At 71.3% G+C, this 26,356-nt stretch carries 24 protein-coding genes and 1 pseudogene; 9 read left to right on the top strand and 16 right to left on the bottom strand.

From position 1 onward, the window contains the following. Positions 1–63: 63 nt before the first annotated feature. Together ABEB03_RS40940 and ABEB03_RS40935 are read left to right on the top strand one after the other, a co-directional pair. A complete protein-coding gene (locus tag ABEB03_RS40940) occupies positions 64–822 on the top strand; it encodes an urease accessory protein UreD (protein WP_345658248.1) in 759 nt (252 codons plus the stop codon). A gap of 199 nt (positions 823–1,021) precedes the next feature. Beyond that, positions 1,022–2,590 (top strand): alpha/beta hydrolase, encoded by a 1,569-nt coding sequence (locus ABEB03_RS40935; RefSeq protein WP_425589370.1) that lies wholly within the window; start codon positions 1,022–1,024, stop codon positions 2,588–2,590. Between the two features lie 118 nt (positions 2,591–2,708). Here ABEB03_RS40935 and ABEB03_RS40930 read toward each other — a convergent pair. The 5 genes and pseudogenes from ABEB03_RS40930 to ABEB03_RS40910 form a co-directional block, all read right to left on the bottom strand. Continuing rightward, positions 2,709–2,849, bottom strand: a pseudogene (locus ABEB03_RS40930) (NAD(P)-dependent oxidoreductase); the annotation flags it as partial. 150 nt (positions 2,850–2,999) lie between these two features. After that, a complete protein-coding gene (locus ABEB03_RS40925) occupies positions 3,000–3,725 on the bottom strand; it encodes a lysophospholipid acyltransferase family protein (RefSeq protein ID WP_345658113.1) in 726 nt (241 codons plus the stop codon). A gap of 100 nt (positions 3,726–3,825) precedes the next feature. After that, positions 3,826–5,064: an ornithine--oxo-acid transaminase gene (gene rocD, locus ABEB03_RS40920; protein WP_345658112.1), complete on the bottom strand. Its 1,239-nt coding sequence runs from the start codon at positions 5,062–5,064 to the stop codon at positions 3,826–3,828. Then, a complete protein-coding gene (ddaH, locus tag ABEB03_RS40915) occupies positions 5,061–5,873 on the bottom strand; it encodes a dimethylargininase (protein ID WP_345658110.1) in 813 nt (270 codons plus the stop codon). The genes rocD and ddaH overlap by 4 nt, the downstream gene beginning before the upstream one ends. Before the next feature lie 123 nt (positions 5,874–5,996). Then, a complete protein-coding gene (locus ABEB03_RS40910) occupies positions 5,997–6,500 on the bottom strand; it encodes an Lrp/AsnC family transcriptional regulator (RefSeq protein ID WP_095932795.1) in 504 nt (167 codons plus the stop codon). A 98-nt stretch (positions 6,501–6,598) separates the two neighbouring features. Here ABEB03_RS40910 and ABEB03_RS40905 point away from each other — a divergent pair, with 98 nt between their 5' ends. From ABEB03_RS40905 to ABEB03_RS40890, 4 genes are read left to right on the top strand one after another with little or no spacing between them, the layout of a single operon-like run. Further along, on the top strand, positions 6,599–7,354 hold the full coding sequence (locus tag ABEB03_RS40905; RefSeq protein ID WP_345658108.1) for a LytR/AlgR family response regulator transcription factor: 756 nt from the start codon (positions 6,599–6,601) through the stop codon (positions 7,352–7,354). A 10-nt stretch (positions 7,355–7,364) separates the two neighbouring features. Then, complete coding sequence (locus ABEB03_RS40900) at positions 7,365–7,724, top strand: hypothetical protein (protein ID WP_095932793.1); 360 nt, start codon at positions 7,365–7,367, stop codon at positions 7,722–7,724. 3 nt (positions 7,725–7,727) lie between these two features. Continuing rightward, complete coding sequence (locus ABEB03_RS40895; RefSeq protein WP_345658106.1) at positions 7,728–9,485, top strand: sodium/solute symporter; 1,758 nt, start codon at positions 7,728–7,730, stop codon at positions 9,483–9,485. A gap of 25 nt (positions 9,486–9,510) precedes the next feature. Next, complete coding sequence (locus ABEB03_RS40890; protein WP_345658105.1) at positions 9,511–10,716, top strand: sensor histidine kinase; 1,206 nt, start codon at positions 9,511–9,513, stop codon at positions 10,714–10,716. 106 nt (positions 10,717–10,822) lie between these two features. Here the strand turns inward: ABEB03_RS40890 and ABEB03_RS40885 are convergent, their stop codons facing one another. The 7 genes from ABEB03_RS40885 to ABEB03_RS40855 all read right to left on the bottom strand — a co-directional run bounded on the left by ABEB03_RS40885 (position 10,823) and on the right by ABEB03_RS40855 (position 19,578). Further along, a complete protein-coding gene (locus tag ABEB03_RS40885) occupies positions 10,823–10,981 on the bottom strand; it encodes a hypothetical protein (protein ID WP_345658104.1) in 159 nt (52 codons plus the stop codon). A gap of 106 nt (positions 10,982–11,087) precedes the next feature. Next, positions 11,088–13,295, bottom strand: coding sequence for a serine/threonine-protein kinase (locus ABEB03_RS40880; RefSeq protein WP_345658102.1), 2,208 nt, complete (start codon positions 13,293–13,295; stop codon positions 11,088–11,090). A gap of 37 nt (positions 13,296–13,332) precedes the next feature. Then, on the bottom strand, positions 13,333–15,021 hold the full coding sequence (locus ABEB03_RS40875; protein ID WP_345658101.1) for a DUF6777 domain-containing protein: 1,689 nt from the start codon (positions 15,019–15,021) through the stop codon (positions 13,333–13,335). Between the two features lie 125 nt (positions 15,022–15,146). Next, positions 15,147–16,100, bottom strand: a complete 954-nt coding sequence (locus ABEB03_RS40870) for a cytochrome c oxidase assembly protein (RefSeq protein ID WP_345658100.1) — start codon at positions 16,098–16,100, stop codon at positions 15,147–15,149. 181 nt (positions 16,101–16,281) lie between these two features. Beyond that, on the bottom strand, positions 16,282–17,307 hold the full coding sequence (locus ABEB03_RS40865) for a 6-phosphofructokinase (RefSeq protein ID WP_345658099.1): 1,026 nt from the start codon (positions 17,305–17,307) through the stop codon (positions 16,282–16,284). A 284-nt stretch (positions 17,308–17,591) separates the two neighbouring features. Continuing rightward, entirely contained in the window at positions 17,592–18,320 is a 729-nt protein-coding gene (locus ABEB03_RS40860; protein ID WP_345658098.1) for a type 1 glutamine amidotransferase, read from the bottom strand. 19 nt (positions 18,321–18,339) lie between these two features. Beyond that, entirely contained in the window at positions 18,340–19,578 is a 1,239-nt protein-coding gene (locus ABEB03_RS40855) for a MurT ligase domain-containing protein (protein ID WP_095932785.1), read from the bottom strand. 154 nt (positions 19,579–19,732) lie between these two features. Between ABEB03_RS40855 and def the strand changes: the two genes are divergently transcribed. Then, entirely contained in the window at positions 19,733–20,272 is a 540-nt protein-coding gene (gene def / locus ABEB03_RS40850) for a peptide deformylase (protein WP_345658097.1), read from the top strand. Positions 20,273–20,536: 264 nt separating this feature from the next. Here def and ABEB03_RS40845 read toward each other — a convergent pair whose 3' ends face one another. Then, complete coding sequence (locus ABEB03_RS40845) at positions 20,537–21,184, bottom strand: TetR family transcriptional regulator (protein WP_345658096.1); 648 nt, start codon at positions 21,182–21,184, stop codon at positions 20,537–20,539. Positions 21,185–21,353: 169 nt separating this feature from the next. Between ABEB03_RS40845 and ABEB03_RS40840 the strand changes: the two genes are divergently transcribed. Further along, a complete protein-coding gene (locus ABEB03_RS40840; RefSeq protein WP_345658095.1) occupies positions 21,354–22,580 on the top strand; it encodes an acyl-CoA dehydrogenase family protein in 1,227 nt (408 codons plus the stop codon). Here ABEB03_RS40840 and ABEB03_RS40835 read toward each other — a convergent pair. The 3 genes from ABEB03_RS40835 to ABEB03_RS40825 are packed head-to-tail and all read right to left on the bottom strand — an operon-like array spanning position 22,577 to position 25,441. Continuing rightward, positions 22,577–23,098, bottom strand: a complete 522-nt coding sequence (locus ABEB03_RS40835; protein ID WP_345658094.1) for a cupin domain-containing protein — start codon at positions 23,096–23,098, stop codon at positions 22,577–22,579. The two genes, ABEB03_RS40840 and ABEB03_RS40835, sit on opposite strands and share 4 nt — an antisense overlap. A 7-nt stretch (positions 23,099–23,105) precedes the next feature. Further along, entirely contained in the window at positions 23,106–24,320 is a 1,215-nt protein-coding gene (locus ABEB03_RS40830; protein WP_345658093.1) for a cytochrome P450, read from the bottom strand. A 5-nt stretch (positions 24,321–24,325) separates the two neighbouring features. After that, the gene (locus tag ABEB03_RS40825) at positions 24,326–25,441 is read right to left on the bottom strand and encodes a type III polyketide synthase (RefSeq protein WP_345658092.1); all 1,116 of its coding nucleotides are present in this window, start codon (positions 25,439–25,441) and stop codon (positions 24,326–24,328) included. Positions 25,442–25,561: 120 nt separating this feature from the next. On the opposite strand from ABEB03_RS40825, the gene ABEB03_RS40820 reads away from it, so the two are divergent. After that, a complete protein-coding gene (locus ABEB03_RS40820) occupies positions 25,562–26,329 on the top strand; it encodes a transcriptional regulator (RefSeq protein ID WP_345658091.1) in 768 nt (255 codons plus the stop codon). Positions 26,330–26,356 lie beyond the last annotated feature (27 nt).

The following is a 26,356-nucleotide window of genomic DNA, read 5'->3' as shown; positions in this document are numbered from 1 at the left end:
TCGGCGGACGGCAGCGGGCCGGGGCGCCCGAGTCGGCAGGGTGGCGCGAGCCGGGCAGGTCGCCTGACGACGGCGGGGGTGCGGGCGACCGCGCGGATCGCCGCAAGGGATGACGGCCGGGGCGGCACCTCGCTGCCCGTACTGGAGGGCGAGGGCCCGCTCGCGGTGCGCCGCATCCGGTCCCACGGTCCCGAGGCCCGCGTCATGCTCGTCGGCGCGATGAGCGGTCCGCTCGGCGGCGACCACCTCACCGTCGAGGCGCGCGCCGACGAGGGCGCGCGCCTCAGGGTGGGGTCGGCCGCCGCGACGATCGCGCTGCCCGGCCAGAACAAGGGCGAGGCGCGCTACGACGTCCGGCTCTCCGTCGCCGACGGAGGCGAACTGCACTGGCTCCCCGAGCAGTTGATCTCGGCCGGCGGCAGCGACCTGTGCGTCTCCTCGCGGATCGACCTCCAGGGACGCGCCCGGCTGGTGTTCCGGGAGGAGCAGGTGCTCGGGCGCGTGGGCGAGGAACCCGGGCGGCTCACCAGCCGTCTTGTCGTGCGACTGGACGGGCGGGCGCTGCTGGACCAGGAGTTGGCCTGCGGTCCGGGCGCGCCCGGTGGCTGGGACGGGCCCGCCGTCCTGGCCGGGCTGCGCGCGGTCGGGCAACTCGTCGTAGTGCGCCCCGAGTTCGCCGACCACCTCCCCGAGCCCCGCATGTTGGGGGAGTACACGGCGATGGCTCCGCTCGCCGGGCCCGCCGTGCTCGTCACCGCACTCGCGCCCGACGGGCTCGGACTGCGGCGCGTGCTGGACGAGGCGCTGCGTCTGCTCGACTGACCGCGAGCCGCGGCGGCCCGCTCTCCGGCGGTGGACGGAGAGGTCTCCGCTCAACGGCACAACACGCACCGGTTATCGGATTAGTAAAGAAGCCCTGCCGCATCTGTTCTCAGGGACCTCACAGCCGAAAGGATCCCCCTACCAATCGCAACGATGTACGGGGAGGCCACACTTGAGGGCTAAGAGACCGTCGAGACGGATGACGGCGCTCGGTTCGGCCGGAGCGCTCGTCACGGCGACCCTGATCGCCGGAGCCGTCACGGCTCCGTCGGCCACCGCCGCGTCACGTCACGGGCAGGACCGGGAGCAGCGCGGAGCGGCGATCGCCGCGGAGCGGGCGGCCAAGGCCGGCATCGACTGGCAGGACTGTCCCGCGGACTGGGGCCTGGAGAAGCCGATCCAGTGCGGCTGGGTCAGCGTCCCGCTCGACTACGCCCACCCGAACGGCAAGCAGATCAAGCTGGCCGTGGACCGTATCGGGAACACGGGCACCAAGGACGAGCGCCAGGGCGCCCTCGTCTACAACCCCGGCGGCCCCGGCGGCTCCGGCATGCGCTTCCCGCGCCGCGTGACCACGAAGAGCCCCGTCTGGGCGAACACCGCCAAGGCGTACGACTTCGTCGGCTTCGACCCGCGCGGTGTCGGCCACTCGGCCCCCATCTCCTGCATCGACCCGCAGGAGTTCGTGAAGGCGCCGAAGGCCGACCCGGTCCCGGACAGCGAGGCGGACAAGCGCGCCCAGCGCAAGCTGGCCGCCGAGTACGCCGACGGCTGTGCCGAGCGCAGCGGCGCGATGCTGCCGCACATGACCACACCGAACACGGCACGCGACCTCGACGTCATCCGGGCCGCCCTCGGTGAGAAGAAGCTCAACTACCTGGGCGTCTCGTACGGCACGTACCTGGGAGCCGTTTACGGCACGCTCTTCCCGGGGCACGTCCGCCGCATGGTGGTCGACAGCGTCGTCAACCCGTCGCGGGAGAACATCTGGTACCAGGCCAACCTGGAGCAGGACATCGCCTTCGAGGGCCGCTGGAAGGACTGGGAGGACTGGGTCGCCAAGAACGACGCCACCTTCCACCTCGGCGACACCCGGGCCGAGGTCCAGGACCAGTGGCTGAAGCTGCGGGCCACCGCGAAGAAGAGCCCCCTCGGCGGCGTCGTCGGCCCCGCCGAGCTGATCTCCTTCTTCCAGAGCGCGCCGTACTACGACTCCTCCTGGGTGCCGGTCGCGACGGTGTTCAGCAAGTACGTCGCCGGTGACACGCAGGCGCTCGTCGACGCGGCTGCCCCCGACCTGTCGGACACCGCGGGCAACATCGCCTCGGAGAACGGCAACGCCGTCTACACGGCCGTCGAGTGCACCGACGCCCAGTGGCCCACGAGCTGGCAGAAGTGGGACCGGGACAACACCCGGCTCCACAAGGACTACCCGTTCATGACCTGGGCCAACGCGTGGATGAACCTGCCGTGCGCCACCTGGCCCGCCAAGCAGCAGACCCCGGTGAACGTCAAGACCGGCAAGGGTCTGCCCGCCGTCCTGATCGTGCAGTCCACGCGTGACGCCGCCACCCCGTACGCCGGCGCCGTCGAACTGCACAAGCGCTTCAAAGGCTCCCGCCTGATCACCGAGCAGGGCGCGGGCTCGCACGGTGTGACCGGGCTGGTCAACCCCTGCATCAACGAGCGGGTGGACAGCTACCTGCTCTCCGGCAGGACGGACGCGTCCGACGTGACCTGCGCGCCGCACGCCACGCCGAAGCCGTAACCCGTCTGCGGGAAGGGGGCGGCCGGACTCCGGCCGCCCCCTCACTCGTTCCGGTCGCCCCACGCGCGGTCCGGTCCGGCTGCTGCCGGGCCGGACTTCTCGCTCAGGACACGAGCCGGGTGGGCGCCTCGGGGTCGCAGGCGTTCAGGACGCGCGACATCGGCCGCCCGGCCGCCGGCCGGATCAGCTCGGCGACGGTGCGGACACTCACCGGGTGGAAGCGGCTCAGGCCGCCGAACACGAGGACCCGCCGCGGACGACGCGGCCGGCGAGCCCCGTCAACCGGCGTGCGTGCTCGGCTCCGTAGGCGACGACGTAGACCAGCACGTCTCATACGTAAAAAATGTACAGAACGTACATCCCGTGCAGATGGACTCCGTCCCGCTCAGCTCGGCGGCATCCGTCCCGCTCAGCTCAGCGGCATCCGCCGGAACTTACGGGCGTTCGCCGCCTTCTCCTCGGCCTCCTCGGCCTTCACGACGGCCGCGTACTGGTCGACGTACTCCTGCTCCGAGAGGCTGAGAATGGCGTACATGATCTCGTCGGTGACCGCGCGCAGGATCGCCTTCTCGTTCTCCATCCCGGCGTAGCGGGAGAAGTCGAGGGGCTTGCCGAAGCGGATGACGACGGGATGGATGTTCGGGATGACCTTGCCGGGCGGCTGCGCCTCGAAGGTGCCGATCATCGCGCAGGGGATCACCGGGACCCGGGCCTTGAGGGCCATCACCGCGACGCCGACCTTGCCCTTGTAGAGACGGCCGTCGTGCGAACGGGTCCCTTCCGGGTAGATGCCCAGCAATTCGTCCTTGCGCAGTACGCCGAGGCCCTCGCGGATCGCCGCCTGTCCCGCCTCCTTGCCGGAGCGGTCCACGGGGATCTGCCCGGCGCTGCGGAAGAACGCGGCGGTGAGCCGGCCCTTGATGCCGGGACCCGTGAAGTACTCGGCCTTCGCGAGGAAGGTGATGCGCCGCTTCAGGATCGCGGGCATCAGGAAATGGTCCGAGAAGGACAGGTGGTTGCCGGCGACGATGGCCGCGCCCGACGACGGAATGTGCTCAAGGCCCTCGATCCGAGGCCGGAAGACCAACCTCAACAGCGGACCCAGAAGCACGTATTTGAGCACGTAATAAAACACTGGGGCACTCCTCGTTTCCCCCGGGGAGCGATCAGTGTAGGCGCGGCCGTCGCCGGGCGTAACCATTCCGGTGTCACTCTCTGTGGCCTCGTGGCCGGTATCAGACCCCTTGCGTCAGAACTTTCTCCAGGGCCCCGAGAGCCGACTGCAGTTCCTCGCCGGTGATGGTCAGCGGAGGGGCGAGACGGATCGTCGAACCGTGGGTGTCCTTGACGAGGATCCCCTCGCGCATCAGGCCCTCACTGATCTCGCGGCCCGTGCCGATGGCCGGGTCGATGTCGACCCCCGCCCACAGCCCGCGCGCCCGGAAGCCCTCGACGCCCTTGCCGACCAGTGCCGCGAGCCCGCCGCGCAGGATCACGCCCAGCTCCGCCGCCCGGCGCTGGTACTCCCCGTTCTCCAGAAGGCCGACGACGGCCGAGCCCACGGCCGCGGCGAGCGGATTGCCGCCGAACGTCGAGCCGTGTTCACCCGGGCGCAGCACCTCCAGCACGTCCCGGCGCCCCACCACCGCGGAGACCGGCACGATGCCGCCGCCGAGCGCCTTCCCGAGGAGCACCAGGTCCGGCACGACCTCCTCGTGCTCCACGGCGAGGGTGGTGCCCGTGCGGCCGAGACCCGACTGGATCTCGTCGGCGATGAACAGGCAGCCGGTCCTGCGGGTCAGCTCGCGTACCCCGGTCAGATAGCCGTGGTCCGGGATGACCACGCCGGCCTCGCCCTGGATGGGCTCGATCAGCACGGCCGCGGTGGTCTCGTCGACGGCCGCTTCGAGCGCGGCGAGGTCGTTGTACGGGACCACGCGGAAACCGGGGGTGAAGGGCCCGAAGCCGGTGCGGGCGGTCTCGTCCGTGGAGAAGCTGACGATCGTGGTCGTACGGCCGTGGAAGTTGTCGGCGGCCACGACGATCGTCGCCCGGTCCGGGGCCACGCCCTTGACCTCGTACGCCCATTTGCGGGCCACCTTGATGGCGCTCTCCACCGCTTCGGCGCCCGTGTTCATCGGCAGGACCATGTCCTGGCCCGTCAGCGTGGCCAGTGACTCGGCGAACCCGGCCAGCCGGTCGTTGTGGAAGGCGCGCGAGGTCAGGGTGAGCTGGTCCAGCTGACGGTGCGCCGCCTCGATGAGCACCGGGTTGCGGTGCCCGAAGTTGAGGGCCGAGTAGCCCGCCAGCATGTCCAGGTAGCGACGGCCCTCGACGTCCTCGACCCAGGTGCCCTCGGCGCGGGCGACGACGACGGGCAGCGGGTGGTAGTTGTGCGCGAGGACCGGAGCCTCCGCGCGGATCAGCTCGTCGGAGGTGCGCGTAGGGGCGGGGATGCGGGTGGGTGCCGTCATGAACGGATCTCCTGAGTGCAGCACTTGATGCCGCCGCCGGCCTTGTGGAACTCCGAGAGGTCGACGGGGACGGGGACGTAGCCGTGGCGGTCGAGCTGTTCGGCGAGGGACTCGGCGCGCGGCGCGATGAAGACGTGGCGGCCGTCGGAGACCGAGTTGAGGCCGAAGGCCATGGCGTCCTCCCGGGTGGCGAGCACCGCGTCCGGGTAGAGCCGGGCGAGCACCTCGCGGCTGCCGGGCGAGAACGCCTCCGGGTAGTACGCGATGTTGTCGTCGTCCAGGACGAACAGCGCCGTGTCCAGGTGGTAGAAGCGCGGGTCGACCAGGCGGAGGCCGATCACCGGGACGCCGAAGAACTCCTGCACCTCGCGGTGCGCCTCGGGGGTCGTACGGAATCCGGTGCCGGCCAGGACGTACCGGCCCGTCGGGACCAGGTCGCCCTCGCCCTCGCACACCGACTCGGGCCGGTAGACGTCGAAGCCGGCCGCCTTGAACCAGGTGTCGTAGGCGATGGACTCGGGACGGCGCTGCGGTGCGTGGAAGAGCGAGCCGAACACCCGGCCCGCCAGGACGAGCGCGCAGTTCGCCGCGAAGACCATGTCGGGAAGGCCGGCGACCGGTTCCACCGAGTCGACGGTGTGGCCGTGCGCGCGGTAGGCACGGATCAGCGCCTCCCACTGGCCGCGGGCGAGGTCGACGTCCACGGGCGTGTCGGGATGCATCCACGGGTTGATCGCGTACTGCACGGCGAAGTGTCTGGGTTCGCAGACCAGAAAGCGCCGGGGGCGCGGCACACGGCTGTCGGGCACAGAGAGGTACCTCCGCTTCCTGCGGTGTCGGCTGGGGGTTCCTCCACGGTAAGAAACGGGGGATACGGGCGACAAGCGAGGAGAGCTGCGTGATTGCGCAGCAATGATGCGTGATCGGAGGGCTCAGCGCACGTTTCCTGCGTCGTCCGGGACGGCGTGGGTCGCCCCGGCCTCAGGAGCCTCCGGCAGCAGGTGGGACAGCACCATGTAGCTGATCGTCTTCCGGATGAACGGCTCCGTACGGATCCGCTCCAGCACCTCCTCGAAGTGCTCCACATCGGTCGCCCGCACGTGCAGCAGCGCGTCCGCGCCCCCGGTCACGGTCATCGCGGCGGTGATCTCCGGATGGTTGCGCACCACCTCCGCGAGCCGCCGCGGCGGGGCCGCGCCCTCGCAGTACACCTCCACGTACGCCTCCGTGCGCCAGCCGAGCGCGGCAGGCTTCACCGTGGCCGTGAAACCGGTGATCACGCCCGTCTCACGCAACCGGTCGACGCGCCGCTTGACCGCGGTGGCGGACAGGCCGATCGCCGCGCCGATCTCCGCGAAGCTCGTCCTGGCATTGGCCATCAGGGCCGTGATGATCTTGCGGTCGAGTTCGTCGAACATCGCGGGCTTGCTGCTCATGACCGCACTGTATCCAGCGTCAACGCCCACGCAGCCGGCGAGAACGCGGACGCTCCGCGCATGTCCAGGCGGACCGATCGCTCTTACACTCCACTCTCATGCTGCGCGCGCTCGCCGTCGACGACGAACAACCGTCCCTCGAGGAACTCCTCTATCTGCTGAACGCCGATCCCCGCGTCAGCAGCGTCGAGGGCGCGAGCGACGCCACCGAGGCTCTGCGCCGGATCAACCGGGCCCTGGAGTCCGGACCCGCCGGCCCCGAGGCCATCGACGTCGTCTTCCTCGACATCCACATGCCCGGCCTGGACGGACTCGACCTGGCCCGGCTGCTCACCGGCTTCGCCAACCCTCCGCTCGTCGTCTTCGTGACCGCGCACGAGGGCTTCGCCGTGCAGGCCTTCGACCTGAAGGCCGTCGACTACCTGCTCAAGCCCGTACGCCGCGAGCGGCTCGCCGAGGCCGTCCGACGGGCCGCCCAGTTCAGGGACGCCGCACCCCTGATACCCGTGCACGAACCCGACCCCGACCACATATCCGTCGAACTCGGCGGAGTGACCCGCTTCGTGGCCGTCGAGGACATCACCCACGTCGAGGCCCACGGAGACTACGCCCGTCTGCACACGCCCCAGGGCAGTCATCTCGTCCGCATCCCCGTGTCCACCCTGGAGGAGCGCTGGCGCTCCCGCGGCTTCGTCCGCATCCACCGCCGTCACCTCGTCGCCCTGCGGCACATCGGCGAACTCCGGCTGGACGCGGGCACGGTGAGCGTCCTCGTCGGCCCCGTGGAACTCCAGGTCAGCCGCCGCCACGCGCGCGAACTGCGCGACCTGTTGCTGCGCCGGACCACGAGCTGAGGAGGGGCGCGTGCCACAGGACCCGACCGAACGCCGCGTGGTCGTCACCGGGGTGCCCCGGCACACCCGCAGAACGTCCGGCTACTACCGGCCCAGGACCGAGATCGACGAACAGACCACGCTCGGCCACACCTATGTCCGCTCCCTGATGCGCAGTCAGCTCCGCGTCGCCCTGCTGGTCTTCGCCGTACTCGTGCTGCTCGTCGGACCACTGCCACTGGTCTTCGCCGCGATGCCGGACGGCGCCGGTCTCGAATGGGGCGTGCTCGGCTTCGGCGTGTACCCGCCGCTGGTCCTGCTCGCCCGCTGGTACGTACGCCGTGCGGAGCGCAACGAGAAGGACTTCGTGCGACTCGTCGAGGACCGCTGACCCGTGAACCAGAACTACGCCGTCCCCGCGGTCGCCCTCGTGGTCGTGGCGACCGTCCTGGTCGGTGCGTTCGGCCTGCGCATCTCCCGGACCACCTCCGACTTCTACGTCGCCTCGCGCACCGTCGGCCCGCGGCTCAACGCCGCCGCGATCAGCGGCGAGTACCTCTCCGCCGCCTCCTTCCTCGGCATCGCCGGACTCGTCCTGGTGCAGGGCCCGGACATGCTCTGGTACCCGGTCGGCTACACGGCCGGCTACCTCGTCCTCCTGCTGTTCGTCGCGGCCCCGCTGCGTCGCTCCGGCGCCTACACGCTGCCCGACTTCGCAGAGGCGCGGCTCGGCTCCCAGGCGGTACGACGCCTCGCCGGAGCCTTCGTCGTCGGTGTCGGCTGGCTGTACCTGCTGCCCCAGCTCCAGGGCGCCGGCCTGACCCTGGCCGTGCTCACCGATGCCCCCGACCGGTTCGGCGGTGTACTCGTCGCCGTGGTCGTGGTCGCCACCGTCGCCGCGGGCGGCATGCGCAGCATCACCTTCGTGCAGGCCTTCCAGTACTGGCTCAAACTCACCGCCCTGCTGGTCCCCGCACTCTTCCTGGTCCTCGCCTGGCAGTCGCACGGCTCGCCCCGCGACGCCTTCGACGAACCGGCGACCTTCCGCGAACAGCGGGTCGTCCGCGTCGACGACACCCTCGACCTGAAACTCGCCCGGCCCCTGGACGTCACGGCGACCGGCACGGTCGACGCCCGGCCCCACACGGACGAGCGGATCCGACTCCCCGCGGGGGTCCACCGCATCGAGCGCGGCACCCGGCTCACCTTCACCGAGGGGGATCCGGTCCCGGTGGCCGAGCGCGGCAGCAACGGCGGCATGTCGACATCGCTGGCGGCGGGCCGGGAGGAACGCCCGCTGTACGCCACGTACGGACTGATCCTCGCCACCTTCCTCGGCACCATGGGCCTGCCGCACGTCGTCGTCCGCTTCTACACCAGCCCGCACGGCGTCGCCGCCCGCCGCACCACCGTCGCCGTCCTCGGCCTGATCGGCGCCTTCTACCTCCTCCCGCCCGTCTACGGCGCGCTGGGCAGGCTGTACGCCCCAGAACTCAGCATCACCGGGGACGCGGACGCCGCCGTGCTCCTGCTGCCCGACCGGATGATCGGCGGGCTCGGCGCCGACCTGCTGGGCGCGCTCGTCGCGGGCGGCGCCTTCGCGGCCTTCCTGTCCACCGCGTCCGGCCTGACCATGGCGGTCGCGGGCGTACTGACCCAGGACGTCCTCCCGACCCGCGGAGTACGGCACTTCAGGCTCGGCACGGTCCTCGCGATGGCGGTGCCGCTCGCCGCGAGCGTGCTGGCCGGCGGACTGCCCGTCGCCGACGCCGTGGGGCTCGCGTTCGCCGTCTCCGCGTCCTCGTTCTGCCCCTTGCTGGTGCTGGGCATCTGGTGGCGGCGCCTCACTCCGCCGGGTGCGGCGGCCGGCATGCTCGTCGGCGGCGGCGCGGCCTTCGTCGCGGTCGCCGCGACCATGGCCGGCTATCCGGGAACCGGCACCCTGCACGCGCTCCTCGCCTGGCCCGCGCTGTGGTCGGTACCGCTCGGATTCCTCACCATGGTCCTGGTCTCGCTGTCCACGCCGGGCCGGGTGCCCGCGGGGACCGCCGCGATCCTGGCCCGGTTCCATCTGCCCGAGGAGCTGACCAGCGGTCCACTGCCCGCCGGCCCGCCGCGGACGGGCGCCGAAGCGAAGGAGATCCAGGCATGAGGCGGTCCCGGCGAGAGGCGGCGGTGTGAGCGGATTCCTCGCCGGGCTGTGCGTCGCCGTCCTGCCGCTGCTGGCCGCGGGGTTCTGGATCGGCCGACGCACCGCGCGGCCCGAGAGCCTCGGCGGACTCGGCACCCCCGTCGAACACGCCACCTTCCAGACCCTGCACACCGCGTCGCTCGCCACACCCCCGCTGCGCGCCGGCCTCACCGAGGAGACGGCGGGCCGCTCCGCACGACGGCTGCGCAGCCTCCTCGGCACCGACGCGCTGTGCCTCACCGACCGGGAGACGGTCCTCGCCTGGGACGGCATCGGCGCACACCATCGCACCGAGATCATGGAACGGCTCGGCGGTCCGCTGGAAAGCGGCCGCGGCGAGGCCTTCCGGCTCGGCTGCGACGAGCCCGCCTGCCCGCTGCGCTGGGCCGTCGTCGCGCCGCTCACCGTCGACGAGCGGGTGCACGGAGCACTCGTCGCCTGCGCGCCCCGCGAGTCAGCCGTCCTCGTCCGTGCCGCGGGCGAGGTCGCCCGCTGGGTCTCCGTCCAGCTGGAACTGGCCGACCTCGACCGGTCGCGCACCCGCCTGATCGAGGCCGAGATCAAGGCACTGCGGGCGCAGATATCACCGCACTTCATCTTCAACTCGCTCGCGGTCATCGCCTCGTTCGTGCGGACGGACCCCGAGCGGGCCCGCGAACTGCTGCTGGAGTTCGCCGACTTCACCCGCTACTCGTTCCGCCGGCACGGCGACTTCACCACCCTCGCCGACGAACTCCACGCCATCGACCACTACTTGGCGCTCGTCAGGGCGCGCTTCGGGGAACGACTCTCCGTCACCCTGCAGATCGCGCCCGAGGTGCTGCCGGTCGCGCTGCCCTTCCTGTGTCTCCAGCCCCTGGTGGAGAACGCCGTCAAACACGGTCTGGAGGGCAAGACCGACAAGAGCCACATCAGCATCACGGCCCAGGACGCGGGCGCCGAGGCACTCGTCGTCATCGAGGACAACGGCGCCGGCATGGATCCGGAGCGGCTGCGCCGCATCCTGGCCGGGGAGGGAAGCCCCTCCGGGGGAATCGGACTCTCCAACGTCGACGAACGACTGCGTCAGGTCTACGGCGACGCCCACGGGCTCGTCATCGAGACCGCCGTGGGCGCGGGCATGAAGATCACCGCCAGGCTGCCCAAGTACCAGCCCGGCGTGCACTCGGCGGGGCGGCTGCCCAGGCAGTGAGGGGCACGCCCGGACACCGCGACGGCCCGCGGCCGACGCCGCTTCGAGGTTCACCTCGAAGGTGGTCGGCGCCGCTCACGGGCCGCACGGCTCGCTGATCGTGCCGTCACGTGCCCCGGGAGGCCACCATCGCCACGGTGATCAGCCCCAGGACGACCCAGCCGAACCACAGCCAGCCGTTGCTGCCGAGCGCCACCGTGTAGGCGGTCACCATGACGAGTCCGCCCACGGTGAGCACACCCATCGTCTTCGTCGTACCGGGCATCGCAGCACCCTCCTCCAGGCGGGGTCCGCGACGCGGCCCGTGGCCTTGGGGACATTTTCACCCGAAGGGAGGAGGTTCGCCAGGGCCGGTAGGGCAGCCGTCGCCCTCACCGTGTGCCGTCGAAGCGGCCCGCGACGGTGCAGACGACCAGGAACCGTCCATTGGGCCAAGGGCGTTCGTTGTGGAGGCCATGGTTCACCTCCCGTCCCGTTCCGTCGCCGAACAGCCCGGCCGCGGCGTCCTCCTCGCACCGCGCGTCCGCCGCCGCGTCGAGCCGCTTCGCGGCCACGGGACCGTCGAGGTGAGTCATCCCCACGACCTTCTCCTGGTGCTTCTTGTCGCAGGCGACCAGCTCGAAGTGGGTCGAGGTGCGCGCGTCCCCGGTGATGCGGCCGAGGCAGTCGCCCGTTTGGAACTGCCCCGCGTCGTTGATGGCCGACCCGTACGGCCGGTACGCGCCGAGCGGGCCCCCGACCGGGCCGTACTTCCCGACCAGCAGGCACGCGACGCGGCCGCCCGTCCGCGCGAAGCCCTCGCTCGTGGGGATGACGGGGACCGATGCGACGTTCCGTGCCAGCCCGGCCGCCGTGGCGTCGGTGGCCTCGGCACAGTGCCGAGGCCCGTCGGACCTCGCCGCCGCCAGGGAGGGAGCCCTGTACAGGGCCAGCACCTGTCCGTCGGTCCCCTGGCCGCAACCGGGGTCGACCTCCAGCCGCGAGGCGCCGGTGACCTGCCCGCCGGACCGCGCGGCCACCACGCAGTCGCGCAGTTCGAGCGGCTCGGCGAGCCCGACCCGCGTGCCGTACGGCCGGACCACCTTGTGCGCCATCGCGTACCAGACCCCGCCGGCCGTCAGCCCCAGCGCGAGCAGTGCCGCCGTCAGTGCCTGGAGGACGCGGGGACGCCTGCGCCGGTGCGGAGGGGGAGAGGCCGTCGGCTGCGCCGGCCCTCCGGAGCCGGGCGGGCCGAAGTCCTGCCCCGGTCCGGTCGGGCCCGGCGACCGCGACGGGAACTCCCGCGGTGACCGCGGGTCGTACGTGCCCGGCGGCGAGGCCGTCGGGGGGTAGGGGCCGGACGCCCGTGCGGAGGAGACGTACGGGCCGGGGGCCTGAGCCGTCGGTGAGTACGGGCCCGGCGCCGGGGCTGTGGGGGCGTACGGGCCCTGGGCCTGTGCCGTGGGTGGGTGGAGGACCGGTTCGTGGGGCGCGGGCGGTTCGTGGGCCGTGGGGGAGTAGGCCTGTGGTGCCGGGGACGTCGGGGCGTACCCGGAGGGTGCCGCCGGACCCCGGTCGGGGCCGGGGCCCGCGGCCGTCTGCGGGTACGCGGACGGCAGGGCGAAGCCCCGGTCGCCCGTCGGCGCCCCGGACTCAGGCCCGCGGACGGCACCGCCGGGCCCCGCCCACGGCGGCTGGGAGCCCGTGTCCAGCCGGGCCGGCGGATGCGGCTGGGGTGTGATGATCCGGGCCAGGGCGGCCGCCGTGTCCTCGGCGGAGATCCGTCGGGCGGGATCCTTCACCAGCAGGGCCTCGATGACCGGCCACAGCGCGCCGGCCCGTCGCGGCACGGGCGGTTCCTCCAGGACCACGGCGGTGATCGCGGCGAGATCGGTGTCGCGGTCGAAGGGGCCGTGCCCCTCCACGCCGAAGTACAGGGTGCAGCCCAGCGAGAACAGGTCGGCCGCGGCGGTCGGCGGCCCGCCCGTGGCGCGTTCCGGCGCAAGATATCCGGCCGTGCCCACCAGGACGGATGTCCTGGTCCAGCGGGTCTCCAGGGAGTCCGGCTGGACGGAGATGCCGTAGTCGGTCAGCAGGATCCGGGTGCCCGGTGCGCCCGTTCGGTCCGGAGCGAGCAGGATGTTGGCCGGCTTCACGTCCCGGTGCATGATCCCGCGCTCGTGCCCCGCGGTGAGTGCGTCGAGGACGGCGAGGCCCACGCGGGCGCAGGCGTCGGGGGCGAGCGGGCCGCGCCGGGCCGACAGCCCGCGCAGGTCCTCCGCGCCCGCCACGTACTCCATCACGATCCACGGCAGCCCCTCGTGCTCCAGGACGTCGTGCACCGTCACCACGTGCGGATGCCCGCGCAGCACCGCGGCGTGCCGTGCCTCGGCGCGGGCCCGCGCGATACGCGCCTCGTGCTCCTCGCTGCCCTCCGGCACATTGCGGAAGCGGATCTCCTTCAGTGCCACGTCGCAGTCGAGCCGCTGGTCGTGGGCCAGCCACACATGGCCCATGCCGCCCGAGCCGACCTGGTCCACGAGCAGATACCGGCCGGCGATGAGCCGGCCCACCCCTGACTGCGGTGATCCTGATGCCATCCGGTTGCCCCCGGGTTCTGCGCTGGTTCGTGGCCGGTCAGGACGTGTCCCCGGTGGTCCCACCGGAGTCGGTCGCGGATTCGCCGACACCTGGGTCGGCGGGCACGGAGTCCTCACCACCGGATCCCGACGGGACCGAGTCGCTCGGCCCCGGGTCCGCGGAGAGGGACCCCTCGGGGGTGCTGGGAGGCGGCGAGGACGACGTCGCCCCGCTCGGACCGGCGCTGGTGTAGCCCGTACCGCCGGCGGTGCCGGTGGGTGTTCCGCCGGTTCCGGTGGTGGCGCCCGCGGTGTCCGTGGGCGTGCCGCCGGTTCCGGAGGTGGTGCCCGCGGTGTCGGTCGGGGTTCCGCCGCTTCCTGTGGTCGTGCCCGCGGTGTCCGTGGGCGTGCCGCCGGTTCCGGTGGTGTCGGTCGGGGTTCCGCCGCTTCCGGTGGTCGTGCCGGCGGTGTCCGTGGGCGTGCCGCCGGTTCCGGTACCGGTACTGGTCCCGGTCGGGCCGGCGCCGGTTCCCGAATCGCTCGGATCCGGGCCGAGGCCGCCGGTGTCCGTGGGTGTGCTCCCGTCCTCGCCGTCGTCCCCGGCGACGGACAGGGTCACGGGCGCACCCCATTCCAGCGTGCTGCCCTCGACCGGCTGCGAGGCGGTGACCTGGGCGTCGTCGGGCGGGAGCGCGTCACCGTCGTACGCCATCGCCAGCCCCGCCCCGGCCAGTGCCTGCGTCGCCTCGGCGAACGACATGCCGGTGACGGTCGGAACGGTGTGTTCCGCGTGCGGGTCGAAGGCTTCGTCGTCACTGCCGTCGGTGCCGAGCCGGCGGGCGATGCCCCGGTCCGGGTCCTGCACGTCGATGAGCTGGAGCCGGTCGATCCGGTGGTCGCCGGGCGGCGGTTCGACGACGACGATGTGGTCCTGCCGGTACCCGGACCACTTCTTGTTGCCGTTCTCGAACCGCACGGACGCCTTTTTGACGTTCACCTTCGAAGGGCGCAGCGGATTGCCGCAGGAGCACTTCACGGCGGGCAGTCCCTGCCTGTCGACCAGAACGGCGATTCCGGCCTGGAGCAAGGCGTCGAAGGGGACGGCCTTGCCGTGCTTGTACTGGTGGTTCGTCACGAGCGTGTCGTGGCGCAGTACCACGGGTGTGAGGTGATCGATATAACCCGAGATCATATCCGGGCGGATATGCAGGGCGCGTGCCCATTCCTTCGCCTTGGCGGAGTTCTCGGGTGCGGTGAGGAATTGCTTCAGCTTCGCCACGGCACAGGTGCCGGGTTTCGTCGAACCGCCGAACTCACCGGTGGCCCCACCGGTCGAATCCTGCCCCGGTGAGCCGCCGTTCCGCCCTGCGGTGCTCCCGCCCGAGCCGTCCCCACCGGAACCGCTCCCGGAGCCGTCGCCGGTGCCGTCCCCGGAGGGACCGTCACCACCGGAGTCGTCCCCGCCCTGGTCACTGCCGTCGTCCGGGGTGCCGCCGTACAGCCCCGGACTGTTGCTGGCCTGCACCCCGCCGCTCGGCGGCGCCTCGGGAACCTTGGTGTCCTGCCCGAGCAGGCCGTCCTCCTCGAAGAAGGGATCGGCCTGTGAAATGCCCATGGCCACGGCGCGGACCGCGAACGCCTGATCGGATGTGCCGCAGCCGCCGATTGTCAGCACGAAAACCAGCAGTAGAGCGGCCCTGCGGACCGTGGATATCACGGCCCTGTGCATGGAAACGCGAATTGTCATGACCGCTCCCCCTGCGGTTTCCCCCGTGGACTCCGCGGCGCGGGCGTGCGACCGGACGCGGAACTTCGCTCCTCCATGCTACTGAATGGAAATGCCTTTCCCGCAAGGAGAAAAGGAAAGTTAATTCAGCGACCGCGCGCGTTCAGTGAGGCCAGATAGGCGTTGTACGCCTCGAGTTCCTTGTCGCCGTCCCGGTCCGCGGCCCGGTCCGTGCGCCTCGCCTGCCGTTGCTCCGACCGGTACCACTGGAAGAGCAGAGCGAGCAGCACGAGGACCGACGGAATCTCGCTGAACGCCCAGGCGATGCCGCCCGCCGCGCTCTGGTCGGCGAGCGCGTCGATGCCGAGCGACGCGGGCGGGTGCTTGTACGTCGAGACCATCGGCTCGGAGGCCATCATCAGGGCGATGCCGAAGAACGCGTGGAACGGCATGCCCGCGAACAGCTCCAGCATGCGCATCAGATGGCCGGGGCGATGCGGCCCCGGGTCCACGCCCATGATCGGCCAGAAGAAGACCAGACCGACGGCGAGGAAGTGGCACATCATCGCGATGTGCCCGGCCTTGGAACCCATGAGGAAGTCGAAGAGGGGCGAGAAGTACAGCGCGTACAGGCTCGCGATGAACAGCGGGATGGTGAACGCGGGATGGGTGACGATCCGCATGTACCGGCTGTGCAGGAACATCAGCAGCAGTTCACGGGGGCCCTTGCTGCCTCGCGTCGAGGCGACCGGCAGTGCGCGCAGCGCCAGGGTGATCGGCGCCCCGAGCAGGATCAGGATCGGTGACAGCATGCTGATCACCATGTGCTGCACCATGTGCACGCTGAACATGACCATGCCGTAGTCGTTCAGCCCGGTGCACATGACGAGCATCACGGTCAGCACACCGACGACGAACGCCACGGTCCGGCCGACCGGCCACTTGTCACCGCGCCGCGCGAGCCGTACGACCCCCCAGCCGTACAGGCCGAGCCCGACGAGGCACGCGACGAGGAAGAACGGGTCCGCGGACCATTCGAGCCCCCGCCCCAGCGTGAACGGCGGCAGATCCATGGTCATGCCGTGCCCGCTGTGATCCATCCGCCGGCTCCTGTTTCGTGGGGGGCCTCCCAGGCTTTTGGGCCACTGGGGGAGGTTGTGCGCTGTCTGTCCGCACCAGAGTAGAACCGCCCCCGGTCGCGGCTGCGACCGGGGGCGGTTCCTTCCACGTACGACGGCTGCGGGCGACGACCGGGTGGGGCGGCCCGCTCCGGAGGTGCTGTCAGAGCACGCACTCCGCCTCGGCGTACCGCTCGTCGGGCACCGTCTTGAGCGTCTCGACCGCCTCGGCGAGCGAGACCATCACGATGTCGGTGCCGCGCAGCGCGGTCATCCTGCCGAACTCGCCGCGGTGCACGGCCTCCACGGCGTGCCAGCCGAAGCGGGTCGCGAGGACACGGTCGTACGCGGTCGGGGTGCCGCCACGCTGCACGTGTCCGAGGATCACCGGGCGGGCCTCCTTGCCGAGGCGCTCCTCCAGTTCGAGGGAGAGCTGCCGGGCGATGCCCGCGAAGCGCTCGTGCCCGTAGATGTCCTTGCCGCCCTCGTCGAACTCCATCGTGCCGGCCCGCGGCTTGGCGCCCTCGGCGGCCACGACGATGGCGAACCGCTTGCCCGCCTCGAAGCGCTCGCCGACCCTGGCGGCCAATTCCTCGATGTCGAAGGGCCGTTCCGGTACGACGATGGCGTGGGCGCCCGCCGCCATGCCGGAGTGCAGCGCGATCCAGCCGGTGTGGCGGCCCATGACCTCCACCACCAGGACGCGCTGGTGGGACTCGGCGGTGGTCTTCAGCCGGTCGAGCGCCTCGGTGGCGACACCGACGGCCGTGTCGAAACCGAAGGTGACGTCCGTGACCGCGATGTCGTTGTCGATGGTCTTCGGCACGCCGACGATCGGCAGGCCGCCGTCCGAGAGCAGGCGGGCCGCCTTGAGCGTGCCCTCGCCCCCGATCGGGATGATCGCGTCGAGGCCGAGCTCCTCGACGTGCCCCTTCGCCCGCTCCACGCCGTCCCGCAGGTGGGAGGGCTGGACCCGGGAGGAGCCGAGCATCGTGCCGCCGCGAGCCAGGATGCCGCTCACCGCGTCGAGGTCGAGCTTGAGGTAGTCGCACTCCAGGAGGCCCTTCCAGCCGTCCCGGAAGCCGATGACCTCGTCGCCGTGGTCGACGACGGCACGGTGCACGACGGACCGGATGACGGCGTTCAGACCGGGGCAGTCGCCGCCGGACGTGAGGACACCAATGCGCATAGCCCGAAATACCTTCTCAACGTGGGCCGGGGACCGGACCACGTTGTCCGGCGGGATCACCGCCACCCTACCGGCGGGAGGGGGCCCTTCCGTAACCTGCGTCCGCCTGCTGGACGCGCCCGCACAGGTGAGCGGAGGCCTTGTCAGACGGGCCCCGGCGGAGCGGAACTCCAGCGGCGGGGGAGCGGACGCGAAGACCCCGGCGGGACCGTCGTGCGGGGTCCTCGCCGGGGTCTGCCGAACCGTTTCCGAGCCGGCTCAGGCAGGCTGCCGGGCGACGGCGTTCACGCGGGCTGCTGCGCGGCCGCGATGCGCTCGTTGCGCAGCGCCTCGTACCACCGGTCGTCGATCGGCGGCAGCGCGTTCACGTCCAGCGCCAGCTTCAGCAGCAGGTCCGCGATCTGCGGGTTGCGGGCGAGGACGGGCCCGTGCATGTACGTGCCGAACACCGTGTCGTTGTACGCGCCCTCGGTGCCGTCGCCCGTGCCGTTGCCCTTGCCGAGCCGCACGTTCGCGAACGGGCGCGCGGAGGGGCCGAGGTGGGTGACACCCTGGTGGTTCTCGAAGCCCGTCAGCTGGGGCAGCCCGAGGCGCGGGTCGATGTCCGCGAGGACGTCACCGACGCACCGTTCGCCCTCGCCGCGCACCGAGACCACGTCGAGCAGCCCGAGACCCGGCTCGCGCTGGCCGAGGTCGTTGATGAACTCGTGGCCGAGGATCTGGTAGCCGGCGCAGACCGAGAAGACGATCGCGCCGTTGGCGACCGCGCGGTGCAGGCCGCCGTCGCGGCGCAGACGCTCCGCGGCGAGCCGCTGCGGCCGGTCCTCGCCCCCACCGATCAGGTAGATGTCGCCCGAGGTCGGGATCGGCTGGTCGCTGCGCACGTCGAGGCGGGCCACGTCGAGACCGCGCTGGCGGGCCCGGCGCTCCACGACGAGGGCGTTGCCCTGGTCGCCGTAGGTGCTCAGCAGGTCAGGGTAGATCCACACCAGACGCAGGCTGTTGTCGCTCATTCTCTTCGTCCTCCGTGGCTCAGTTGCCGACACGACGCCTCAGGTCCTGGAATGCGGTGTAGTTGGCGATGACCTCGATGCGCCCGGGCGGCGCCATCTGTACGGCCTGTTCGAGGTTCTCGCAGACCTGGAAGTGCTGGTTCGCGACCTCGAGGCGCACGGCGAGGTCCAGCTTGCGGTCGCCGAGAACGAAGATGGGGTGCCCGGTCAGACGCGTGTAGTCGACGTCCCACAGCCAGGAGGTGTCGGTGCCGTCGGCGCCACGCGCGTTCACGGAGAGGATGACCGGCGTCGGCGGCGGGTCGATCAGCGAGAAGGTCTCCAGCCAGCCCGCGGGGTTCTTGGCGAGCAGCAGCCGCAGGTCGCGCTGCATGAACTGCACCACGTCGTACCGTCCGGCCACCGCCTGCACCTGGTACATGCGCTCCAGGGCGACCTGCGGCGGCACGCCGAAGACCGCGGCGACGGCGGCCGAGGACGCGGCGTTCGCCTTGTTGGCGCGGCCCGGCAGCTGGAGGTGGATCGGCCAGGCGGAGCCGTGCGGGTCGAGCACGTGGTCGCCGGACAGCGCCCAGGTGGGCGTGGGGCGGCGGAAGCCGCACTCGCCGCAGAACCAGTCGTCGCCGGGGCGCTGCATGACACCGCCGCAGGACGGGCAGGACCAGGCGTCGTCCTTCCACATCTGGCCGGCGGCGACCCACATCACGTTCGGTGAGGAGGAGGCGGCCCACACGACGAGCGGGTCGTCGGCGTTGGCGACCACGACGGCCTTGGAGCCGGCCAGCCCCTCGCGCCAGTGCTCGGCCATCATGCGGGTCTCGGCGGCCCGGTCGAGCTGGTCGCGGGAGAGGTTGAGCAGGGCGATGCACTTCGGGTCCGTGTCACGCGCGACACCGGAGAGGTACTTCTCGTCGACCTCGATCACCGCGAACTTGGCGTCCGAGCCGCCGGCGAGCGCCGAGGTGATGCCGGCCGGCATGTTCGCGCCCAGCGCGTTGGACACGACCGGGCCCGCGGCGCGCAGCGCCTCCGCGATCAGCCGGGTCGTCGTGGTCTTGCCGTTGGTGGCCGAGACCAGGATCACGTCCAGGTGGGTGGCCAGCCGTGCCAGCAGGTCTGGGTCGAGCTTGAGTGCCACCCGGCCGCCGATCACCGATCCGCTGCCGCGTCCGGCGGCACGCGAGACGGCCGCTGCCGCCTTGCCCGCCGTCACGGCCAGCTTGGCCCGCGGCGTCAGCGGGTCCGAGTTGCCTGACATCGTTTCTCGATCCTCCTTGCGTACGCGCCGCGCCTCTGCCCCCGGCACCGTGTGGGCCTCAGCCTATCGAGATCCACTCAGGTGCCCGAATCGCGGCACCACCACGGTGCCCGTGCAACGTTCGCGTTCCTTCCAGGACCGTACCCTTGCCGCCATGCGACAAGGCTCCATCCCGGGCACCCACGGGCGCGTCCGGCCCCTCACCCTGCTCGGCGCCCCCGTCCTGCACACGCCGTGCGAGGACGTCACCGACTTCGGTCCCGAACTCGCCCGGCTGGTCGAGGACATGTTCGCGACGATGTACGCGGCGGAGGGCGTCGGCCTGGCCGCGAACCAGGTCGGCGTACCGCTGCGGGTCTTCGTGTACGACTGCCCGGACGACGAGGACGTCCGCCATCGGGGACACGTGGTGAACCCGCGGCTCGTCGAGGCGGACGGTGTCGTGCTGCGCGGACCGGAGGGATGTCTGTCGCTGCCGGGGCTGGAGGCCGGCACCGAGCGCTACGACCACGCGGTCGTGGAGGGGTTCACGGCGGACGGCGAGCCGGTGCGGCTGCACGGCACCGGGTGGTTCGCCCGGTGCCTCCAGCACGAGTGCGACCACCTGGCCGGTGAGGTGTACGTGGACCGGCTGCGGGGGTGGCGTCGTCGCCGCGTGCTGCGGCAGGCTGCGCGGGCTTCCTGGGGTGGCTGAGGCCGGCCCTCGGCCACGGGTGCGGTGCCCCGTGGGCGGGTGGGCCGCAGCTCCGGCGCTCGGCCGCACCCTTTGCGGGGCCGCACCCCTTGCGGGGTGAGCCCCGTCGTTCGGCTGCGGGTTGGTTGTGGCTGGGTGCGCAGTTCCTCGCGCCCATTGTGGGGGTGGGCCCGGTTGTTCGGGCGCGGGTTCGTCGTGGCCGGGCGTGCCGTTCGTCGTGGCCCGTGTGGGGCGCGGAGGTCTCCGCGCCCCTTGCGAGGCGGGTCAGAAGCCGGGGCCGCCGACGCGGTCGCCGGCGGCGGCCAGGCGGCCCCACAGGAGATCGGCCAGGCTGCGGACCAACTCGGCTCGCGAGCAGGGGCGTTCGCCGAGCCACCAGTCTCCGGCGGCATGCATCATGCCGACGATCCCGTGTCCCCACACCCGTGCCAGCTGCTGGCTGCCCGGGCCCAGGTCGACGCGCTCCTCGATGACCTCGGCCAGCTCCTCGCCCATGCGGCGCAGCAGCGGGGCGGAGTGCTTGCCGACGTCGAAGCCCGCGTCGCCGGGCGGCTGGGCACCCTCCGCCGGATGCATCAGGAAGCGGTACACCTGCGGACGGGCCTCGATGGCCGCCAGATAGGTGTCGAGCGTCGACTCGACCCGCTCACGGCGTCCGGCCGGTGCGTCCAGAGCGGCCCGCAGCGCTCCGAGGAGGGCGTCCGTGTGCCGCTTGGCGAGCGCCGCGTACAGCCCGCCCTTGTCGCCGAAGTGGCGGTACAGGATCGGCTTCGTGATGCCCGCCTCGGCGGCGATGGCGTTCATCGAGGCCCCGGGGCCGTCGCGGAGCACCACCTTGTCGGCGGCCTCCAGCAGCTCACGCCGGCGGCGGTCGGCGGACCTCTGCTGATCGGTCCGCTGTGTGGTGTCCATGTGCTCTCCCCACCCGTGGTGTTTCGGTGACGCCTGCGCAAACTAACACTCATCGGCGGATGCGTATCGAACGGGCTGCCGAGCTCGATCCGGGAGTTGACTTTTCCTACTGGTCGGTAACACACTCCCGTTACCGCAAGTAACAGATTAGTGCAGTGCTGGAGGGGTCATGGCCGAGTTCACCATGGAGCTCAACGACGAACAGAAGGAGGTCCGGGACTGGCTGCACGGCTTCGCCGCCGATGTCATCCGCCCCGCGGCCGCCGAATGGGACGAGCGCGAAGAGACTCCCTGGCCGGTCATCCAGGAAGCCGCGAAGGTGGGAATCTACTCGCTCGACTTCTACGCCCAGCAGTACTTCGACTCCACCGGCCTCGGCATACCGATGGCGATGGAGGAGCTGTTCTGGGGTGACGCGGGCATCGCCCTCTCCATCGTCGGCACCGGCCTCGCCGCCGTGGGCGTCCTCGCCAACGGCACCGAGGAGCAGATCGGCACCTGGATCCCCCAGATGTACGGCGATGTCAACGATGTCAAGGTCGCGGCCTTCTGCTCATCGGAGCCCGACGCCGGGTCCGACGTCGCCTCCATGCGCACCCGTGCCGTGTACGACCAGGCCAAGGACGAGTGGGTCCTCAACGGCACCAAGACCTGGGCGACCAACGGCGGCATCGCCAACGTCCACGTGGTCGTCGCGGTCGTCGACCCCGAGCTCGGCTCCAAGGGCCACGCGTCCTTCATCGTCCCGCCGAACACCCCCGGTCTCTCCCAGGGCCAGAAGTTCAAGAAGCACGGCATCCGTGCCTCGCACACCGCCGAGGTCGTCCTGGAGGACGTCCGCGTCCCCGGGTCCTGCCTCCTCGGCGGCAAGGAGAAGCTCGACGAGCGCCTCGCCCGCGCCCGTGAGCGCGCGAGGACGGGCGGCGAGCGCGTGAAGAACGCCGCGATGGCGACCTTCGAGGCCTCCCGCCCGGCCGTCGGCGCCATGGCGGTCGGCACCGCGCGGGCCGCGTACGAGGTCGCCCTCCAGTACGCCACGACCCGTGAGCAGTTCGGCCGGCCGATCATCGACAACCAGGGTGTCGCCTTCCAGCTCGCCGACATGCGGACGTCGATCGACGCGGCCCGGCTGCTGGTCTGGCGCGCCTCATGGATGGCGGTCAACGGCAAGCCGTTCACGGCGGCCGAGGGCTCCATGTCGAAGCTGTTCGCCAGCGAGACCGCCAAGAAGGTCACCGCCCAGGCGATCCAGATCCTGGGCGGCAACGGTTACACCCGCGAGTACCCGGTCGAGCGCATGCACCGGGACGCCGCGATCTACACGATCTTCGAGGGGACGAGCGAGATCCAGCGACTGGTCATCGCCCGCACCCTCGCGGGAATGCCCATCCGCTAGCGGATCCGGAGCGGCGTGAGCTGCTCGATGTCGTAGCGGCCGCGCAGTTCCTCGATCGCCTCGTGGTCCGGCGGACCGCCCGAGTCGAGAATCTCCAGCAACTCCTCGAAGTACCGCTCGTGGTCGGGCGGCGGGGAGGCCTGGAAGAACATCTTGGCCTGGCGGTCCGTCGGGTTGGCGAATGCGTGCGGACACCCGGGCGGTACGACGATCACCGTGCCCGGTGTCGCGCGGACCACCCGGTTGCCCGAAGTGGACTCCCACTTCTGCCAGTTGTCGGGTGTCCGCACGCGGGGCTCGAAGGCGAGCACGTCCAGCTCGCCTTCGAGCACGTAGAACAACTCCTCGCTGCGTGTGTGCACATGGGCGCCGACGTCGAAGCCCGGGGGGACCTCCACCTCGAAGGTGGAGGCCGCCCGCGAGTGCGAGCCGGTCACCTTGAAGGTCACGTGCTGGGCCGGTGTACGCACCACCCGGCCGTGACCCGGTGGCACAAGCAGTCCTTCGGTCCTCGTCATGGGTCGCTCACCACATCACGGGCAGGGCTTCGGGACCACGGATCAGTGCGCCCTTCCGGAAGGAGACCCGATCGGGCGGCACGGCGAGCCGCAGGCCCGGGATCCGGTCCAGCAGCGCGTCGACGAGGAGCTCGGACTCCAGCCTGGCCAGCATCCCGCCGGGGCAGTAGTGCGGGCCGTGGCCGAACGCCACATGCGGATTGGGGCTGCGTGAGAAGTCGATCGTCTCCGGGTCGGGGAAGACGTCCGGGTCCCGGTTCGCGGCCAGGTACGACACATAGATCGCGTCGCCCGCCCGGATCCGTACACCCTTGATCTCCACGTCCTGGGTCGCGATCCGCGACAGCCCGACCGCGTTGCGGTGCGGGATGTAGCGCAGCAGCTCGTCGATCGCCTGGGGGCGGATCTCCGGCTCGGCCCGCAGTCGTGCCACCAGATCCGGGCGTGTCATCAGGATGTAGAAGAGCTGTCCGCTGTTGTTGGTGACCGCCTCGCCGCCGATCTGCAGAAGAACGGCGAGCCCGACGGCCTCCTCCAGCGTCACCTCTTCGCGTCCCACGGCGGCGCCGAGCAGCGAGGTGACGTCCTCGCCGGTGCTCCCGGCCCGGTCCGCGATCAGCTTCCCGAAGTACGCGCTCATCTCCTCCTTGGCCCGCTCGCTGACGTCGGCGCCGTGCGAGGAGGACAGGATCAGCTGGGTCCAGGCGTGCATTCGGTGCCGGTCGACGGTCGGGACCCCCATCAACTCGCAGATGACCGCGATGGGGAACGGGCTCAGGACCGTCGCCGTGAGGTCGGCGGGCGGACCGCCCTGGAGCAGATCGTCGACCAGCCCGTCCAGCACCTGCCGGGACTTCGCCCGCACCCGCTCGACGCCGCGCGCCGTGAAAGCGGCGGCCACCGAGCGGCGCAGCCGGGTGTGGTCGGGCGGGTCCAGGAAACCCACCGCGCCACGCGTCGGGATGAAGTGCGGGGCGAGCCTGGTGACCCGCTGGTCCATGACCGCCTCACGGCTGAACCGGGGATCGTTGGCGACCACGCGCACATCGTCGTGCCGGGTCACCAGCCAGGCCCAGCCCTCGCCGTTGGGCAGCTGGATCCTGGTGACCGGGCCCTCACGCATGAGATCCGTGAGGACCGGGTCGAAATCCACGCCCTTCAGGTCGAGGGCAGGCCAGTGCCGGACGGGAGGCAACGCCTCCGTGAGGATGTCCTCGGCCATGACCCTCACGCCGTCCTGTCGCCGGTGTTCCAGCGACCCAGGGACATCTCCGCGGTGATGCCGGGGCCGAAGCCCGCGAGCAGTCCGCGCGAGGCGTGCTCGGCGCCGCCCTCCTCGAAGAGCCGGCGCAGCGCGTCCAGCACCACGGCGCTGGCGATGTTGCCGTACTCGGTGAGGGTCGCCCGGCTGAACCGGAAGGCGTCCGGCGGGACTTCGAGGAACTTGCTGAGGTCGTCGAGGATCCTCGGACCGCCCGCGTGGATGATGTAGAAGTCCAGGTCGGAGGCGTCCCAGCCGTGCTGCCGCGCGAGCGAGTGCAGGGCGGGGGCGAGTGGTTCCATCGTGCCGGGCACCCGCTTGTCGAGCAGGAAGTGGAAGCCCGTCGCGCGGACGTCGTACATGATCCACTCTTCGGTCTTGGGGATCAGGTACGAGCCGTTGCGCTCCAGTTCGATGCCGGTTCCGCCGTTGCCGCGGACGGCCGCGGCGGCGATGCCGTCGCCGAACAGGCCGTTGGACAGCAGGGAACCGACGCCGAGGTCGGTCGGCTGGTAGCACAGCGAGCAGAACTCGCAGGCCACGATGAGTGCGTTGGCGTCGGGGTACGCCGTGCAGAAGTCGTGCGCCCGATTGATCGCGGCGCCTCCCGCGGCGCAGCCCAGCTGGGCTATGGGTATCTGCCGGGTGTCGCTGCTGAAGCCCATCGAGTTGATCAGCCACGCCGTGAGCGAGGGCATCATGAACCCGGTGCACGAGACGTAGATGATCACGTCGATGTCGGTGGTGAGCAGCTCGGCGTCGTCAAGTGCCCGCTGTACGACGGCGGGTACCCGCGCCTTGGCCTCACTCTCGTAGACCTTGTTGCGGTCTTCGAAACCCGGGTGCTTCAGCGTCTCCTCGATGGGCTGGACGATGTGCCGGGTCTTGACGCCTGTGTTCTCGATGAGCCTGAGTGCCAGCGGCAGTTGGGGGTGATCCTCGTGACGGGAGCGCGCCAGCTCCAGCGTCTCCTCCATCGTGATCACGTACTCCGGGACCGATACCGAGGGTCTGCACAAAGTCGCCATGGTGCGCGCCTTCTTTCGCCTTCCGGTGGGCGCTGCGCCCTCCGGGTGGTTCACCCACGATCACCCGTCCGAGCGGCGATATCTCGTCGGGTTACTCCATTGAGGGGATCTTTGTGTGGGCGTGGGACCCTGTTGGAAAGGGCCTCGGAGCAGTCGAAACCGAAGGGGTGCCCGATGATGCGGACGGCCAGGGAGCTGCTGGAGAGCACGACCGGGAAGCTCGCCCCGGACCCTCGTGCCAACCGTCTTCTGCCGCTGATCGCGCGAGGCGCCGCGCGGCGGACCACGCTGGCCGCGCTGGCCCTCGAACAGTCCCATGTGATCGCCGCGGACCGGCGCGCCTTCCTGCATCTGGCCGAACGGTCGGCGGGGGCGGCGACGTCCGCGGTGCCGGCGGGCGCGGCCCAGGAGGCGGCGGTGCGGGGGAAGTCGGGCGCTCCGGGCCCGGCCGCGGCGGGCGAGGGGGCGTCTCCGGCGGGCGCCGCGTACTTCACCCTGCTCGCCGAGGGTGAGGCCTTGGCCCAGGATCGGCTGGGTGCCTACGCCGCCGCGGTCGGGGCCGACGAGGAGCGGGCGGCGCACGAGTGGCTGCCGGACTGCCAGGCCTATCCGGCCTACGTCGCCTGGCTCGCCCTGAACGGCTCCCCGGCCGACGTGGTCCTGGCGCTCAACGCCAACTTCGCCGCATGGGGCGGCTATTGCGGCACGATCGCCGATGCGCTGCGCCGCCACTACGGACTGGACGACGTGGCCTGCGGCTTCTTCGACCTGTTCGCCGAGCCCGCTCCCGAGCTGGAGCGGCACGCGCTGGCCGCGGTGCAGGAGGGACTCGACGCCGGGCAGATCTCGGAGGAGGAGGTGCACCGCTTCGGCCGGCTGCTCCAGGCCTACGAGTCGAGGTTCTGGCACGCCCTGTGGGAGCTGGACCAGCGGGTCGCCTGAGCCGGGCCCGGCCCGCGCGGCCGGCCC

It is taken from the genome of Streptomyces siamensis (assembly GCF_039543605.1).
Lineage (GTDB): Bacteria > Actinomycetota > Actinomycetes > Streptomycetales > Streptomycetaceae > Streptomyces > Streptomyces siamensis.
This window is presented reverse-complemented; position numbering and strand designations above follow the sequence as displayed.